Raw genomic sequence first — 14,821 nt, 5'->3', positions numbered from 1 at the left:
GAGAACGTCTGGACCAGCGTCCCCCAATCACACCAAGGAGGTGAGCGTGAGCGACAACGCACAAGACCCGAAACGGGAGATCGAGGAGCTCGAGGCCCGTTACGAGACCGATCACGAGATCGGGGAACAGAACATCAACCCGCTGGGGCTGGATCTGCACAACCCGGTATTCGCCGTCAGCGCCCTGCTGATCCTCGCGTTCGTGATCCTGTCCCTGATGTTCCCGGAACAGGCCGACGAGGGCCTGGGCGCCACGCGTGCCTGGATCGGCGAGACCTTTGACTGGCTGTTCTTGTCGGCCGGCAACCTGTTCGTGCTGTTCTGTCTGGCCCTGATCCTGCTGCCGGTCGGGAGCATCCGGATTGGCGGCCAGGATGCGAAGCCGGACTTCAGCGTGCTGTCCTGGTTCTCGATGCTGTTCGCCGCCGGCATGGGCATCGGCCTGATGTTCTGGGCCGTGGCCGAACCGGTAGGCTACTTCACCGAGTGGTTCGGGACGCCTTTGGGCATCGAGGGCGGCACCGAGGAAGCGAAGCACGCGGCCCTGGGTGCGACGATGTATCACTGGGGCCTGCACCCATGGGCGATCTATGCCGTGGTAGGCCTGGCGCTGGCGTTCTTTGCCTTTAACAAGGGCCTGCCGCTGACCATTCGCTCCGCGTTCTACCCGATCTTCGGCGAGCGGATCTGGGGCCCGCTCGGGCATGTGATCGACACCCTGGCGGTACTGGCCACCCTGTTCGGCCTGGCCACCTCCCTGGGTCTTGGGGCGCAGCAGGCGGCATCGGGGCTGGAGTCGGTGTTCGGCATCGAAGCCGGCCTGAACACCCAGGTCGCGATCATCATCGGCGTCACGGTAATTGCCCTGTTGTCGATCATGCGCGGCATCCATGGCGGGGTGCGCGTGCTCAGCAACATCAACCTGACGCTGGCGGTGGTACTGCTACTGTTCGTGGCCCTGTTCGGCGGCTTTATCGCCTTCCTCTCCAATACCGGCATCACGCTGAGCGCCTACGCCCAGTACATGTGGCCGCTCAGCAACCCGGTGGGTCGTGACGACCAGACCTTCTATCACGAGTGGACGATCTTCTTCTGGGCCTGGTGGATCTCCTGGTCGCCGTTTGTCGGCATGTTCATCGCACGGGTCTCGCGCGGGCGCACGGTACGCCAGTTCGTGACCGCGGTGCTGCTGGTGCCAACGGCCGTGACCGTGATCTGGATGAGTGCCTTTGGCGGGACCGGCCTGGATCAGGCCCGCGACGGGGTCGGTGCACTGGCCGACGGCATCAGTGACTCCTCGCTGGCGCTGTTCCAGATGCTCGAGCACCTGCCGCTGACCACGATCACCTCACTGCTGGCAATCACCCTGGTCCTGGTTTTCTTCATCACCTCGTCAGACTCCGGCTCGCTGGTGATCGACTCGATCACCTCCGGCGGCAAGACCGACGCCCCGCAGTCCCAGCGCCTGTTCTGGGCCACGGTCGAGGGCGTGATCGCCGGTGTGCTGCTGGCGGTGGGTGGCGCGGCCGCGCTGCAGGCCCTGCAGGCCGGTGCCGTCAGCGCCGGCCTGCCCTTCGTGATCGTGCTGCTGTTCATGTGCGTCAGCCTGATGATGGGGCTGTTCCACGAGCTCAAGCTGATCCGTCTGAAGGAGGCAACCGGGTAAGCCGTCGGCAAAAGTTACCCCAGGCGACCCAGACCCCGCCGGTCCCTCGACCGGCGGGGTTTTTTCTGCGCCGTGCTCACCCTTCTCATATCGACACAGTCCCTGACCGTCTAGATCACTCGACGACGGATTGCTGAGGAGATCTGTTCGAAACCAATGACGACGACCAGGATCACCAGGATGATCGTCAACGCCTGATCGAACTGGAACATGCGCATTGCGGTGGACAGTTCGACCCCGATGCCGCCGGCCCCGACCAGCCCCAGCACCACGGCCGAGCGGATCGCCTTTTCGACCCCGTACAGGCTGGTGGCGGTCATCGAGGCCGTCGACTCGGGGAGGATGGCCCCGAAGATCACCGAGAGCCGGCCCCCGCCGGTGGAGGCCAGGGCCTCGGATGGCCCCTTCGAGACCTCCTCGATACGTTCGGAGAAGAAGCGTGCGCAAAAACCGATGGTGTCCATGATGATGGCCAGGATTCCGGCCAGCGGCCCAAGCCCCACCGCAACCACGAAGATCAGCGCCCAGATCAGATCGGGGATGGTGCGCATGGTGGCCACGATGGTCCGGCTGAGGGTCCGCACCAGGCGATTGGGGGCGGTGTTCGAGGCGCACAGCAGGGCCATCGGCACGCTCAGGATTACGCCGACCGTCACGCCCACAATGGCCATGTTCAGGGTTTCCAGCATGGACCAGGCAATCGGCTCCAGCCGGCTGGTCTCGGGCGGCCAGGCCTGAGCGAAGAATCCCCCGAGATTGCCGAATCCCTGAACCAGACGGGCCAGGGTGACATCAACGGACAGAAAGCCCTGTATGAAGAAGGCAGCGAAACCTACAAGAATCACCCAGGTAAAGACCGAGGGCGAGGTGAATCGGGCGGGCGCAAGCGCCGCCACTCGTTGATCGACTGGATGCATTGGGTTGGTTCCGTGAAAGGTCTGGGCGCGTCAGGAGGCAGAGGCAGCGGTTGCGAGAGGCACTTCCTCCCGCGGGTCACCATCCACCCGGACCTCGCCGTGGTAAAGCGATTCGAGGCTGGTGGTATCGAAATCGGAGATACGCCCCTGGAGCTGGATCTTGCCGGCCTTCATGCCAAGCAGGCGGTCGCCGTACTCACGAGCAAGGTCCAGCTGATGCAGGGTGCATACCACGGTCATGCCCTCTTCCCGCACGATCTCCCAGAGCAGGTCCATCACCTCGCGCCCGGATCTCGGGTCGAGGCTGGCGACGGGTTCGTCCGCCAGGACCAATCGCGGGGCCTGCATCAGCATGCGTGCAATGGCTACTCGCTGCTGCTGGCCGCCGGAGAGCGTGTCGGCACGCTGGCCGGCCCGATCGGCGAGCCCTACTCGGTGCAGGCAGTGCATCGCGCGGTCGCGCTCTTCCTGCGGTGCCCAGGGGGAGGCCAGTGCCATCACGCCCAGTGGCTGGCGTCCCAGCGCACCGAACAGGACGTTCTGCAGGACCGACAGATTGGCGACCAGGTTGAACCGCTGGAAAACCATCCCGACGGAGCGGCGTACTTCCCGCAAACGGCGTCGGCCAGCGGTGGCGATGTCGATGCCAGCGACCTCGGCGGTGCCGGCATCCGGCCGCTCGAGGCCAATCAGGCAGCGCATCAGGGTCGACTTGCCGCAGCCGTTCGCCCCGAGAAGGACGGTACCTTCTCCGGGGGCGACCTCGAAATCGAGACCGCGCAATACATGGATCGAGCCAAAGTGCTTGTGCAGATCCTTGACTACAATGGGGTTCATCACATCACTCCACGGAGCGAGGACCCGATGCCCAAGGGCACCGGGTCTCCTGCTGCAAATGTTGCTGCCGGGGCTTAGTTCAGGCGAATGCCAACGAGATCATAGGCCTCGGTGATGAGGTCGAATTCCTCTTCGGTGAGGTCATTGACGAAGCGGGCATTGGTGTACTTGTCACGACGACCCGGCCCGAGTATGGCCTCCATCAGATTTTCGGCATCGGCCATGATCTGCTCGTTGACATGGGCCACACAGGCCTGGTCGAGGCCGCCGCGGGCGACAAAGGCATCGCGGGGCATGGTGTCGCTCTCGGCAATGACGCGGTAGTCGCCATTCGGGTCGCGCTCCTTCAGACGCGCAACATCACGCACACCGGATCCCATGGCATCCACGTCGCGGTTGATCAGGGCCTCGAAGCGCGCGCCATCCAGCAGGTGTGTGTTCACGTCACGATCAAGGTCCAGACCCGCATTCACCAGCATCCAGGACGGCACGATGTGGCCGGTGGTCGATCCCGCATCTTTCAGCGCGATGTCCTTGCCGCGCAGGTCTTCCAGCGAATGGATATCGCTGTCGGCATGGACCACGAAGGCGGTGCCGTACTCGGCGCGCTCGAGACCGACCATCAACTGCACATCCTGACGTGAGCGCATCACCGCGTACTCGGACGGGCCGGCCAGGATGATGTCGACCTGGTCGAACTGCAGTGCATTGACCGCGGCGGTGCGGTCACTAACCGGGAAGAACTCGATCCTGGATCCCACGGCATCGCCCAGGGCCTCGCCGAACGGGCCAAAGGTGCGAACCATCTCTTCCATACCCTCGATGCCGGTATCGGCAAAGCGCAGAGTGTCGGGACAGGGGTCAGCCTGAGCGGAGGCCGAGACACCGAGGGTCAGGCTCATCGTCAATGCAAGTGCAGTCTTTTTCATGGTCTCTCCATGCAGGTCACGAGGGGGCGGTGTGCCGACCATCAGGGTCCGGCGATTCGAGGCGCTACCCTGCCTGCCCCACGTTGCGCTCACGTGGCTTCCGCATGACAAGACCGTGACAAATGAGCCGCGCGCCCCCCCTGGCCGGATGTCACCAAATCGAAGCCCGCATGTAACCGCCCTGCCATACCCCACCACTAGGGTGGCATCCCTCCTGCCCGGCGCCGGTCTTCGGCTACCGGTCCGGAATATCCGAACAAGCTTTCGATTACAGGAGGGAGTACATGAAAGCCGTCAGATACACCGTAAATACTTCGCTGATCCTTGGGCTGGGGATCGCGATCAGCGCCCCGGCCTCGGCCGATCTGACATTCGATCCGCGCGGACGCCTGCACCTCGATGCCGCCTTCCACGACACCGACAACCTTGAAGACGAGGCCTTCCAGGACGGTTTTCTTGTGCGTCGGGCACGCCTGGGCGGCAGCGGTTCTCTCATCGGGAACTGGGGCTACCAGCTGGAGTTCGATTTCTCCGGTGGAAGCATCAGCTACAACGACCTGAAGGTCACCTACGACACTGATGCCGGCACCTGGCAGTTCGGTCAGTTCAAGGTGCCCCAGGGCATGGAGCAGCTGACCAGCTCCAATCGCATGACCTTCATCGAGCGCGCATCCTCGCAGGTCTTCACGGATTCCCGCCGCATCGGCCTGGGTTACGGCCAGTCCGGCGACAACTACCACTTCTCGGTGATGGGCTACTCCCACTCCATCGAGGGTGATCCCGATGGCGACGCCCCCCTGGGCATGGCCGGCCGTGTCACGTTCAACCCGATCCGGGGTGACCAGACGATCCATCTCGGCGCCTCGCTCTCTCACGAGGCCTTCTCCAGCAACGCGCGCGAAGGCAGCGTGCGCTTCCGGGATCGCCCGGAGTCGCGTCCGACCGAAGGCACCCGCCTGATCGATACGAGCTCGCTGGACGCGCGCTCCACCACCAAGGCCGGGCTGGAGTTCGGTTTCCTCAGCGGCCCGTTCCATGCCAGTGCCGAGTACCTGCAGGCCGAGGTGGATCGCGATTCGGGCTCCGACCTCACCTTCAACGGCTGGCATGTCCAGGCCGGCTACGTCCTGACCGGCGAGACCCGCGGCTACCGACCCACCGGCTTCCGGACCATTGATCCGCAGCGCCCCTCCGGTGCCTGGGAGATCGCCGCGCGCTACAGCTCGGTGGACCTCGGCGATGCCGACATCCTGGGCGGCGAGCAGAACAACTTCACGCTGGGCCTGAACTACTACGTCAGCTCCAACCTGCGCTTCATGGCCAACTACGTGATGGTGGACGTGAAGGACAGCGACGCGGTGGACAGTCTGTCGAACGGTGCCTTCCGTGATGACAGCCCGAACATCTTCCTCGCCCGCATGCAGTACAACTTCTGATCTCCCCGTAGCCTCCTCGGGGGCCTTCGGCCACCGGACATCCCGTCCGGTGGCCTTTTTTGTGCGCTTGTCGAAACCACTCCACTGGCGAGTGGAAGATTGGATGGCCCACGGGGCTGAACAATGGCGACACCTTGATAGTGGGACAGGCGAGCCTGTTCACGGCGCTTGCCAAACGCCGTCAAGGGATCCGGGAAAGCGGAATCAGGCCGCCGTTCGGGAATAGGCGCGCGCGCTATCCGCCGGAACCTCGATAGTCACCACCTTGCCTTCGTCGAAAGGGTTTTCTGTATGAACGGTCAAGGGTGCGGCCTCGCTCTGACAGCGCAGGCGCCAGCCAGTGCCCTCGAAGTGGCAGCTCTGGACGCGGGCCCGCAGCCGATTGGCCCCATCGCCAGTGGTCAGGGTTAGCGCCTGAGGCTGGGCCAGCAGGAGTGCCTCGTCACCGACTTTTAACGCCTCGCCGCTGCTGGCCTCGAGCAGATGGCTGCCGCTGCGCACGCGGACCCGCCCGCCGTTCACGTCTTCCACGACCACGGGAATCCGGTTGGAGAAACCGACCAGACCAGCGACCCAGGGGCTCCCCGGATTGCGGAAGATCTCGCCCGAAGTCCCGCTCTGCTCGATGCGGCCGTTGCGCATGACCACCAGCCGGTGGCCCAGGGTCATGGCCTCGTGGAGGTCATGGGTCACATACAGCGCGGTGGTACCGATCCGGCGCAACAGGGCCGCGAGTTCGTCGCGCATCTGCAGGCGCAGCTGCGAATCGAGGTTGGACAGCGGCTCGTCGAGTAGCAGCAGCCGGGGCCGCGTGGCCAGGGCCCGCGCGATGGCGACCCGCTGCTGCTGCCCCCCGGATAGCTGGCGCGGGAGCCGATCTTCCAGCCCGCCAAGCTCCAGCAGCGCGAGCAGGTCCCGTAGCCGCGTGTTCCATTCCGCACGGGGAATGCGCCGGTGACGCATCCCGAACTCGATGATCTTGCGCACGTTCATGTGCGGCCATAACGCGAAGTCCTGGAAGACCATGTTCACCGGGCGCCGCTCCGGCGGGATGTGGAAACCGGGCCCGTTCACTTGGTGGCCCCCAATCGCGATCGTACCCTCGCTGGGGGTATCGAGCCCCGCCAGCAGTCGCAGCAGGGTGGACTTGCCGCAGCCCGAGGCACCAAGCACGGCGATCACCTCGCCGGAGGCGATATCCAGGTCCACCGAGTCCAGCGCGATGCTGTCCTGGTAGCGGCGGGTCAAGCCGCGGATACTGACGTCTACGCTGTCTTGGTTCATTTCGCGTGGTCCTCGCTGACAAGGAAATAGGACGGGAAGGCGCGTCGCACGGCCCAGCGGGCGGCGACGATAATCAGGGCGGTCAGGCTGCAGACGATCACGGTGGCGGCGGTGGCCCAGCCGTACTCCACGGTGCGGAAGGCTTCGTCGATGATCACCGGAATGGTCGGGTAGCCCGGGGGCTGCAGCATGATGGTGATCGCCAGGTCGAAGACGCTGGTCGCGAATACCGCCAGCGTGGCCGAGAGGAGGCCGGCCAGGACCATGGGCATCAGGATGCTGCGCAGGCGCGTGAACAGCCCGGCACCCTGCAGGGCGGCGCTGGCCATGAACGAGCCCGGCGTCTGCGCCATCGCACCGAGCACGATCCGTACGGCGATCGGGACCGAGGCCGCGGCCGAACACAGGATGATCGCCCAGGGACTGCCGTAGACCTGGATCCCGAGATCGGCCAGCCAGCGCTGATTCCACATGAAGATGTAGCCCACCGCCAGGACGATCCCCGGCACCGCCAGCGTAACCGTGGAGGCGACGTCGATGAACTGCTTCATGCGGTTGCTGCTGAAGGCCAGCAGGTAGGCGGCGAGAAAACCGACCACCATCGAGATGCCCGCGGCCGTGAAGGCGATGAAGAAGGAATTCCGCAGCGCCGGCAGCAGGGAGGATCCCTCGGACAGGACGTCGATGTAGTTGTTCAGCGTCAGATTGCCCAGGGTCAGGCCCTGACTGTAGCGGTCCATGAACGAGACCGAGAGGCTGGTTCCCAGCGGGGCAAAGATGGCCAGCGTCAGGAACACCAGGTTGATTGCGGTCAGCAGCGGCCACAGCCGCGGCTTCGGGCGGTTGCGCGGCGCCGCTGCCGCGGTCAGAAAGTCGCGACCGCCGTTGCGGAGCACCCGGATCTGCAGGGCAATGGCCGCCCCGACCAGGCTCACCAGCACGAAGGACAGTACAGCAGCACCTTCGAAGGATACGGGAACCGTCGCGACCTCCGCCCGAATGTTGTAAGGGATCAGCGGAAAGCTGAATACCGAGAGAAAGGCCGCCGGCAACCCGAAGTCGCCGATGCTGTCGACGAATACCAGGATCGCGGCGGAGGCGAAGGCCGGAATCAGCAGTGGCAGACGCACCCGCCACAGGGTCTGGACAGCGTTCGCGCCGCACAGCCGCGCTGCCTGTTCATAGCGCGAGACATCCCATTGCAGGGCCGCGCTGGTCGCCAGATAGGCGAGCGGAAAGTTGGTCAGCGCCATCACCGTGATCAGCCCCGGCAGGGAGAACACGAAGTCGTTCACCCAGTGCATGCCGAGCTGGGCGGCCGTGCCACTGCTGCGCGAAAACAGCACCCAGCCCTGGGCGATGATGAACGACGGCATCACCAGCACGAACCAAGCGGCGAAATCGATCAGGCTGGCGGTGGGGAAGCGGTAGTTGTGGCGGATCCAGGCGAGACCGGCGCCGATGATAGTCCCGAGCACCATGGTCCCGGTCGCCAGCAACAGGGAGTTGGTCACCGAGGTACGCCAGAGCCGGCGTTCCCAGAGATCCCGGAAGAGCTGAAAATCCCCGAGGGTGAAATCGCCGAGATAGAGGCGCGGGAACGCCAGGTGCAACAGCATCGCGGTCAGCGGCAGGGCGACCAGAATCAGCAGCGCGCCGGTCACCAGCCAGACGACCAGGGAATCACTGGCCGGCAGGCGGCCCATCAGACGGGCAAGCGGCGACGGTGTCGGGGCGATCGAACGCACGGGGACTGAGGTCATCGGATTTCCTTGGGCGTATGGAGCCACGCCCGGGTCGCTACAAGAAGAAGGGGCCCTGCCGTGTCCCAGCAGAGCCCCATTACTGCATCCGGCAGTGGAGGGGCCGGGTTACATCACCTGGTCAGCGAACCAGCGCTTGATCTCGGCTTCTACCTCGCCCATCCAGACGTAGTCGCTGAAGACGTACGGAGTTTCCCCTTCCAGGAAATCGTTCGGCGGCAGCAGTTCGTTCGGCGAGGCGTTGCGATTCACCGGCTGGAAGAACTTGTTGCGATGCTCGATCTCGGTCAGGTAGTCCTGCGTCTCGGCGGAAAGCAGCCACTCGACGAAGGCACGGGCGTCGTCCCTAACGCTCGTGTCGGCGGAGATGCCAACGCCACGGGCCGCGCCCGGCACACCCTCTTCCGGGTATACGATGCCAATGTCCTCGCCCTTCTCCACCTCGCCGTAGGTGTTGGGCTCTTCCAGACCGGCCACGCAAAGCTCGCCGGTCATCAGGGCCTCGGCCACCGGGCTGTTGGAGCGGTACATCCGCACACCGTTGTCGAAGACGTCCTGCCAGAATTCGTAGCCGGCATCCATGTCATCCTCGAAGAACGAGGCCACGTAGGGATAGGCCGGGCCGGAGATGTTCGGGTTGGGCATCCCGATGCGGCCCTCGAACTGTGGATCGCGCAGGGCGTCCCAGCCGGTGATGTCCTCGGTCCCCTCGCAGCTCGGGTTGTACGCGAGAAGGGCCGGGGCACTGATGGTGACCGGCCACCACGAGGCATCGGGGTGACGCTCGTAGATCTTCTGGGCCTGCTCGGTATAGTCGCTGACGGCCTCGGGCTGCCAGTCGTCCTTCAGGAGGATGCCGTCCTCGTGGAGCCGATGGACACTGCCGTGACCCATCACGTAGACCACATCCCACTGAGGGTTCACGCGCTCGGCCTCGATGCGGGCGAGGATCTCGCCGCCACTCATGTCGACGATCTGCACGTCGATGCCGGTATCCTCGGTGAAACGAGCGGCGATCGAATCACCATGGTCATGCAGATAGACCGTCAGGACGTCGTCGGAGAGCGCGACTTCGCCGGCATCGACATCATCGGCATCGATCGCCTGCCCAGCCATGGCGGTACCACCGCTGAATGCAGCACTGATGGCCAGCACCAAGGGGGCCAGACGAGCGGAAGGCTTCAAATCTTGCATGTCGGGTTGCTCCTGTCTTGCACGAATGGCGCACCCACGCTAGGCGGAGCGGATGACGAACCCGTTGCACTCGTATGAAGTTTTGTTAACGCACGCGGGAGGCCCGAGACCCCCTCCGATTGAACCGCTACCCGTGTGCGGAGTCAGGAGTTTCAGTAGGGTTTGGTCCATACAGTTCGGGCCGGAACATTCGCGAGAAGGGGATACAAGACCATGAAGGCAGCCTTTGCACCGCTGACAGCGGCCATCGCTGTGACACTGGCCACGACAGCACAGGCCGCTCCTCTCGGAATTGCTCACGGGCTCGATGGCGAGGACCGCGTGCTGGTGCATGCCGACGGGATGACCGCCGATGATGCGTTCATGACGCTGGGGGCACTGACGGTCAAGGGCCGCCTGATGCGCGACAGTGAGTTGGGGCATGACGACTACCGTCCGGAACTCGCCGATGGCCCGATGCGGGAGATCGGCGAGACCTGGCTCGGCCTGCTGGATACGGTGCACGGCAAGCTGGTAGATGAAGGGCGCATCCGCGCACAGTCCGGCAGTGACGACGAGGCTGCTCCGGCGGCCTATGCCGATGCCGCGTATCTCTACCATATGCATCACAGCGGGGGTCGCTTCGAACACCTGGGCCTGTACGACGAGATCACCCACAACCCGGCACCGCTGATGTCGGCGCTGGCGGACCACCTGGTCAACGAACGCTACGCCGACGGCGAGGTGGCAGCGGCGAATGACTCGGGCACCGATGCCCTCGCCTTCGGCCTCGACGCCCTGCACGGCCCCGCATACGCCTGGGTGCGCCAGCACAAGCCGGGTGGCGAGGACGACATGGGGCAGCTGGAGCATGAGACCCTCGCGGGCTGGCTGGGCCACTCGCGCGACGACATGGTCGAGATCGCCCGGGCCATGGCGGACACCGCCGACGCGGCCTGGGATGATGATGCCGGGATGTTTGTCCGCGACCAGGGCGCGGAGTGGTCGGTGGATCAGGTCGGGGCGCTGCTGCGTGGCCTCAAGGGGGTCTACGAGACGCTCTACCTGTTCGGGGATGCGGACGATCAGGGGCGCGCCGAGACGCTGGCGGACCGCACTGCGTCCATCACCCGCGCCATCGTGTCCGAAGACGGGCCGATCCGCGACTGGGGCCTGCCCGCACACATCGCGTTCGAGGACGGCGAGGCCCGTGCGGCCTCCGACCACGTCGACGTCGCCGCGCAATGGCGGTTCGTCCACCAGGTCACCGGCGGCTTTTCCCTGCTGCGCGAACGCGAGGGGACCGCAAAGCTGCTGAGCGAGCGGGCGCCGGAGCTGGAAGGCGAACTGGGTGCGGCGATTGACCGCCTGCTCGAGGGCGCGCTCGAATACCAGCTCGAGTCCACCATCGTCCCCACACGCCTGGCCTACGAGGATGGGTCGGTGACCGACCCGACCGTGACCACCCGGTCCGTCGCGGCCTTCATGATGGCCGTGGCCAATGGCTACCGTACGGGCGAGGTCTTCGACCGCCCAGGGTCCTGGGGCGACGACGAGGCGCTGGCGGAACGCAGCCGGGCGCTGTACGACGCCTTCCTCGATCATGGCGAGCTCCTGACCCAGCAGCTGATCCTCCGGGACTAACGCGCGATGCCCAGGCGACCGGCAGACGGGCAGACCCGGAGCCTCAGGGGACCGGTCGCTCTGCTGCCGCTGTCCCTGCCGGTGCTGGGCCTGGCCGCTCCGACGGCCATCGCCGAGGACGACGTACCCGTGCTCGACCCGGTCGAGATCACGGTGACCGCGCCCAGGCTGGCCACGCCGCTGGCGGACCTGCCGGCGGCGGTATCACGGGTGGACGAGCGCCAGGCCACCGAGGGGCGTCAGGGCCTGCAGCTGGACGAGTCGCTGAATCGCGTACCAGGGCTGTTCGCCCAGAACCGCTACAACTTTGCGCAGGACGCGCGCATCTCCATCCGCGGTTTCGGCTCGCGCGCGCCGTTCGGGGTACGCGGGCTGCGCATCCTGCAGGACGGCATCCCCGAGACCACCCCGGACGGCCAGTCACAGGTGGACGCCATCGACCTGCTGAACCTGCGCGACATCGAGGTCCTGCGCGGGCCCAGCGCCGCGCTGTACGGCAATGCCTCCGGTGGCGTGATCTCGGCGCGCACCCGCGACGGGCGCGACGCGCGTGGCTTTGGCGGCGGAGTCATGCTGGGCAGCTACGGCTATCGCCGCGCCGAGGCGATCGCCGAGCAGGATCACGGGACCCATCGCTACTCCCTGACGGCACACGACTTCGCCATCGACGGCTACCGCGACCAGTCCACCGCCGAGAAGCGCTACCTGCGCCTGCACACCGCCTCGGAGCTGGAGGCCGGCACGCTGAACTTCCACCTGCGCTACCTCGATGCCCCGCGCACCGACGACCCCGGCGGGCTCACGCGCGAGGAGATGCGCCAGAACCGGCGCGCGGCCGCCCCGCTGGCCACGGCCCTCGACAGCACCCAGGAGGCCGAGCAGCTGACCACGGGATTGAAGTGGGAGCAGTCGCTCGGCCCCGGCGAACTGCGCCTCGGCGGGTTCTGGACCCAGCGCGACTACGCGCAGCAACTGCCATTTCCCGGCGACTCGCGGGTAGCCTACGAGCGCGACTTCTACGGGCTCAACGCCCAGTACGAACAGGACATCGGCCCGACCCGGGTGCTGACCGGGATCGACCTGGAGGAACAGCGCGACGACCGCACCCGCCGCTGTACCGATATCCAGGGACAGGCGAACTGTCCGGGCGGCACCCCCTCGATCGACGACCTTGCGCTGGACCAACGCGAGCGCGCCCGCTCACGCGGGGTGTTCGTGCAGACCGACACCGCGCTGGGGTCGGACTGGAACGTGGTGCTCGGCGCACGCCACGACCGCATCCGCATGTCCATCGATGACCACTTCTCCGACCGGGTGGGCGAACCGGATCGTTCGGATGCGCGGACCTTCCGCGAGACCAGCGCGATGGCGGGGCTGATCTGGCACTTCCAGCCGGACTACCGGGCCTACGTGAACGTGGCCACCAACTTCGAGACGCCGACCTTCACCGAGTTCGCGAACCCCGAGGGCGGGGGCGGATTCAACGCCGATCTCGACCCTCAGCGGGCACGCAGCATCGAGGTCGGGATCCGCCGCGAGACCGGTCGCCTGGCCTGGGATGCCTCGGTCTACGCGACCCGCGTACGCGACGAGATCGCCCCGTTCGAGGAGCCCAACGTGGACGGTCGCACGTTCTACACCAACGCCGGCCGGACCGCGCGTAACGGCTTCGAGCTGGCGGTCGACTGGTCCGCGACGGAGCAGTGGACGCTGTCCAGCGCGCTCAGCCTGAACGATTTCCGCTATCGGGATTTCGTGGACCAGCAGGGCGAACGGCGCGACGGCAATCGCCTGCCCGGGCTGCCGCGCGAGCAGCTGTTCGTGGAGGCCGACTGGCGTCAGGGACCTTACTTTTTCACCATCGATGCGCTGTACACAGGCGGGCGCTACGTGAACGACGCCAACGACGAACGAGTGGGCGGACAGACCACGCTGAACCTGCGCGCGGGCCGCCACTGGCAGGATGGCAACGCCCATGTCGAGGCCTTCGTGGCCGCGAACAACCTGCTGGACGCAGACAACGTCGACAACATCCGCATCAACGACGGCAACCGCCGCTATTACGAGCCGGCCCCCGGCCTGACCCTGATGGCCGGCATGCGCATGACCTTCGGGCGCTAGAGCGCCACCACGCCGGACCCTGAGCCGTCATTGCGAGGAGGCGAAGCCGACGTGGCAATCTCCGAACGCTGGCAATGCGGTGCTTCCTGAGGGAGATTGCTTCGTCGGCTTCGCCTCCTCGCAATGACGGTGCGACGAAGCGCCGTCGCCGCTACGTCGCGGGATGCACCGAGCGCGACGAACGGCATCCAGAAAGGGTGCCCGGCTAATCGCGCCGCCCAGGCCCCTCCGGCGGTTCCTTCGGCTCGATCTCGTCGAGCCGCCCCTGTTCGATCTTGCGCAGGGTCTCGGGGTCGGTGGGGTCGTCGTCCTCCCAGTCGTGCCGCCGATACACCGGGAACGGATCTCGACGATAGAGGAACCAGCCACAGACCGCACCCACGACCGCGCCGAACAGGTGCGCTTCGAACGAGACCTTGGGGCCGCTGGGGAAGACACCCCAGAGCATGCTGCCATAGAGGAACAGGATGATGATGGCCACCGCGATGGACAGCGCATCGCGCCGGCGGATCCCGATCACCACGGCAAAGAACATCAGCCCGTGGGTCAGGCCCGAGGCGCCAATGTGCAGCCCCTCGCGGGCGAACAGCCAGACACCCAGCCCCCCCATCAGCCAGATCAGCGGGACTGCAACGCGCGTGGCACGCGGAAAGCCGTAGAGCGTGAGCATGCCGAGCACCCACAAGGTCGGCACATTGGCGAGCAGGTGACCCCAGGAGCCGTGGATCAACGGCGAGGTGATGATGCCCAGCGCCCCGACCGCGTCGCGCGGCAGAATACCCAGCCGCGACCAGTCCCCGCCCAGCAGGTCGTGCAGGGCGTGGATCACGATCAGGACGGCGGCCCCCAGCATCGGCCAGAGCAGCGCACGCCGAATCCGCTCCTGCTCGGCCCGGGGGTCGGCCGGAGGCGCCGGCCGGCGAAGATTCATCATCCGCCTAGCCTGCCATGCCTGGACAAGAGGTCCAATCTCTCCCATCCCCCGGCGCCGCCACGGGCACCGTCATTGCGAGGCCCCGCAGGGGCCGCGGCAACCTCCCGAAGCTTGCGC

The 14,821-nt window shown here is 65.9% G+C and carries 11 protein-coding genes; 4 read left to right on the top strand and 7 right to left on the bottom strand.

Translation table 11 applies throughout. The annotated features are described in order from the left end of the window. Positions 1-46: 46 nt before the first annotated feature. On the top strand, positions 47-1,666 hold the full coding sequence (locus F468_RS0100980) for a BCCT family transporter (RefSeq protein WP_012981439.1): 1,620 nt from the start codon (positions 47-49) through the stop codon (positions 1,664-1,666). Between the two features lie 110 nt (positions 1,667-1,776). Here the strand turns inward: F468_RS0100980 and phnE are convergent, their stop codons facing one another. From phnE to F468_RS0100965, 3 genes are all read right to left on the bottom strand, one after another. Further along, a complete protein-coding gene (phnE, locus tag F468_RS0100975) occupies positions 1,777-2,583 on the bottom strand; it encodes a phosphonate ABC transporter, permease protein PhnE (protein ID WP_018175088.1) in 807 nt (268 codons plus the stop codon). 30 nt (positions 2,584-2,613) lie between these two features. Beyond that, on the bottom strand, positions 2,614-3,420 hold the full coding sequence (gene phnC, locus F468_RS0100970; RefSeq protein ID WP_018175087.1) for a phosphonate ABC transporter ATP-binding protein: 807 nt from the start codon (positions 3,418-3,420) through the stop codon (positions 2,614-2,616). A 74-nt stretch (positions 3,421-3,494) separates the two neighbouring features. Next, positions 3,495-4,349, bottom strand: a complete 855-nt coding sequence (locus tag F468_RS0100965) for a phosphate/phosphite/phosphonate ABC transporter substrate-binding protein (RefSeq protein ID WP_231362268.1) — start codon at positions 4,347-4,349, stop codon at positions 3,495-3,497. A 284-nt stretch (positions 4,350-4,633) separates the two neighbouring features. On the opposite strand from F468_RS0100965, the gene F468_RS0100960 reads away from it, so the two are divergent. Further along, a complete protein-coding gene (locus F468_RS0100960) occupies positions 4,634-5,785 on the top strand; it encodes an OprO/OprP family phosphate-selective porin (protein ID WP_018139771.1) in 1,152 nt (383 codons plus the stop codon). Between the two features lie 204 nt (positions 5,786-5,989). On the opposite strand, the gene F468_RS0100955 is transcribed toward F468_RS0100960, so the two are convergent. From F468_RS0100955 to F468_RS0100945, 3 genes are all read right to left on the bottom strand, one after another. Then, the gene (locus F468_RS0100955) at positions 5,990-7,069 is read right to left on the bottom strand and encodes an ABC transporter ATP-binding protein (protein WP_020614806.1); all 1,080 of its coding nucleotides are present in this window, start codon (positions 7,067-7,069) and stop codon (positions 5,990-5,992) included. Further along, entirely contained in the window at positions 7,066-8,832 is a 1,767-nt protein-coding gene (locus tag F468_RS0100950; RefSeq protein ID WP_018994457.1) for an iron ABC transporter permease, read from the bottom strand. The genes F468_RS0100955 and F468_RS0100950 overlap by 4 nt, the downstream gene beginning before the upstream one ends. Positions 8,833-8,940: 108 nt before the next feature. Continuing rightward, entirely contained in the window at positions 8,941-10,026 is a 1,086-nt protein-coding gene (locus F468_RS0100945; protein WP_018994456.1) for an ABC transporter substrate-binding protein, read from the bottom strand. 213 nt (positions 10,027-10,239) lie between these two features. Between F468_RS0100945 and F468_RS0100940 the strand changes: the two genes are divergently transcribed. Continuing rightward, complete coding sequence (locus tag F468_RS0100940) at positions 10,240-11,649, top strand: hypothetical protein (protein ID WP_018139767.1); 1,410 nt, start codon at positions 10,240-10,242, stop codon at positions 11,647-11,649. A 6-nt stretch (positions 11,650-11,655) separates the two neighbouring features. Beyond that, positions 11,656-13,770, top strand: coding sequence for a TonB-dependent receptor family protein (locus F468_RS0100935; protein ID WP_369773892.1), 2,115 nt, complete (start codon positions 11,656-11,658; stop codon positions 13,768-13,770). A gap of 205 nt (positions 13,771-13,975) precedes the next feature. Here the strand turns inward: F468_RS0100935 and F468_RS0100930 are convergent, their stop codons facing one another. Beyond that, a complete protein-coding gene (locus F468_RS0100930; RefSeq protein ID WP_018649136.1) occupies positions 13,976-14,704 on the bottom strand; it encodes a rhomboid family intramembrane serine protease in 729 nt (242 codons plus the stop codon). Between the last annotated feature and the right edge of the window lie 117 nt (positions 14,705-14,821).

It is taken from the genome of Thioalkalivibrio sp. ALJ2, from assembly GCF_000378325.1.
In the GTDB taxonomy this organism is placed as follows: domain Bacteria; phylum Pseudomonadota; class Gammaproteobacteria; order Ectothiorhodospirales; family Ectothiorhodospiraceae; genus Thioalkalivibrio.
The sequence above is the reverse complement of the archived record's forward strand: the minus strand, read 5'-3'. Positions and strand labels throughout refer to the sequence as shown.

What these genes read in the sequence shown, in the direction of transcription:
- phnE (WP_018175088.1), bottom strand. Translation starts at nt 2,583, where the DNA reads ATGCATCCAGTCGATCAACGAGTGGCGGCGCTTGCGCCCGCCCGATTC.
- phnC (WP_018175087.1), bottom strand. Translation starts at nt 3,420, where the DNA reads ATGAACCCCATTGTAGTCAAGGATCTGCACAAGCACTTTGGCTCGATC.
- F468_RS0100965 (WP_231362268.1), bottom strand. Translation starts at nt 4,349, where the DNA reads ATGAAAAAGACTGCACTTGCATTGACGATGAGCCTGACCCTCGGTGTC.
- F468_RS0100960 (WP_018139771.1), top strand. Translation starts at nt 4,634, where the DNA reads ATGAAAGCCGTCAGATACACCGTAAATACTTCGCTGATCCTTGGGCTG.
- F468_RS0100955 (WP_020614806.1), bottom strand. Translation starts at nt 7,069, where the DNA reads ATGAACCAAGACAGCGTAGACGTCAGTATCCGCGGCTTGACCCGCCGC.
- F468_RS0100950 (WP_018994457.1), bottom strand. Translation starts at nt 8,832, where the DNA reads ATGACCTCAGTCCCCGTGCGTTCGATCGCCCCGACACCGTCGCCGCTT.
- F468_RS0100945 (WP_018994456.1), bottom strand. Translation starts at nt 10,026, where the DNA reads ATGCAAGATTTGAAGCCTTCCGCTCGTCTGGCCCCCTTGGTGCTGGCC.
- F468_RS0100940 (WP_018139767.1), top strand. Translation starts at nt 10,240, where the DNA reads ATGAAGGCAGCCTTTGCACCGCTGACAGCGGCCATCGCTGTGACACTG.
- F468_RS0100935 (WP_369773892.1), top strand. Translation starts at nt 11,656, where the DNA reads ATGCCCAGGCGACCGGCAGACGGGCAGACCCGGAGCCTCAGGGGACCG.
- F468_RS0100930 (WP_018649136.1), bottom strand. Translation starts at nt 14,704, where the DNA reads ATGATGAATCTTCGCCGGCCGGCGCCTCCGGCCGACCCCCGGGCCGAG.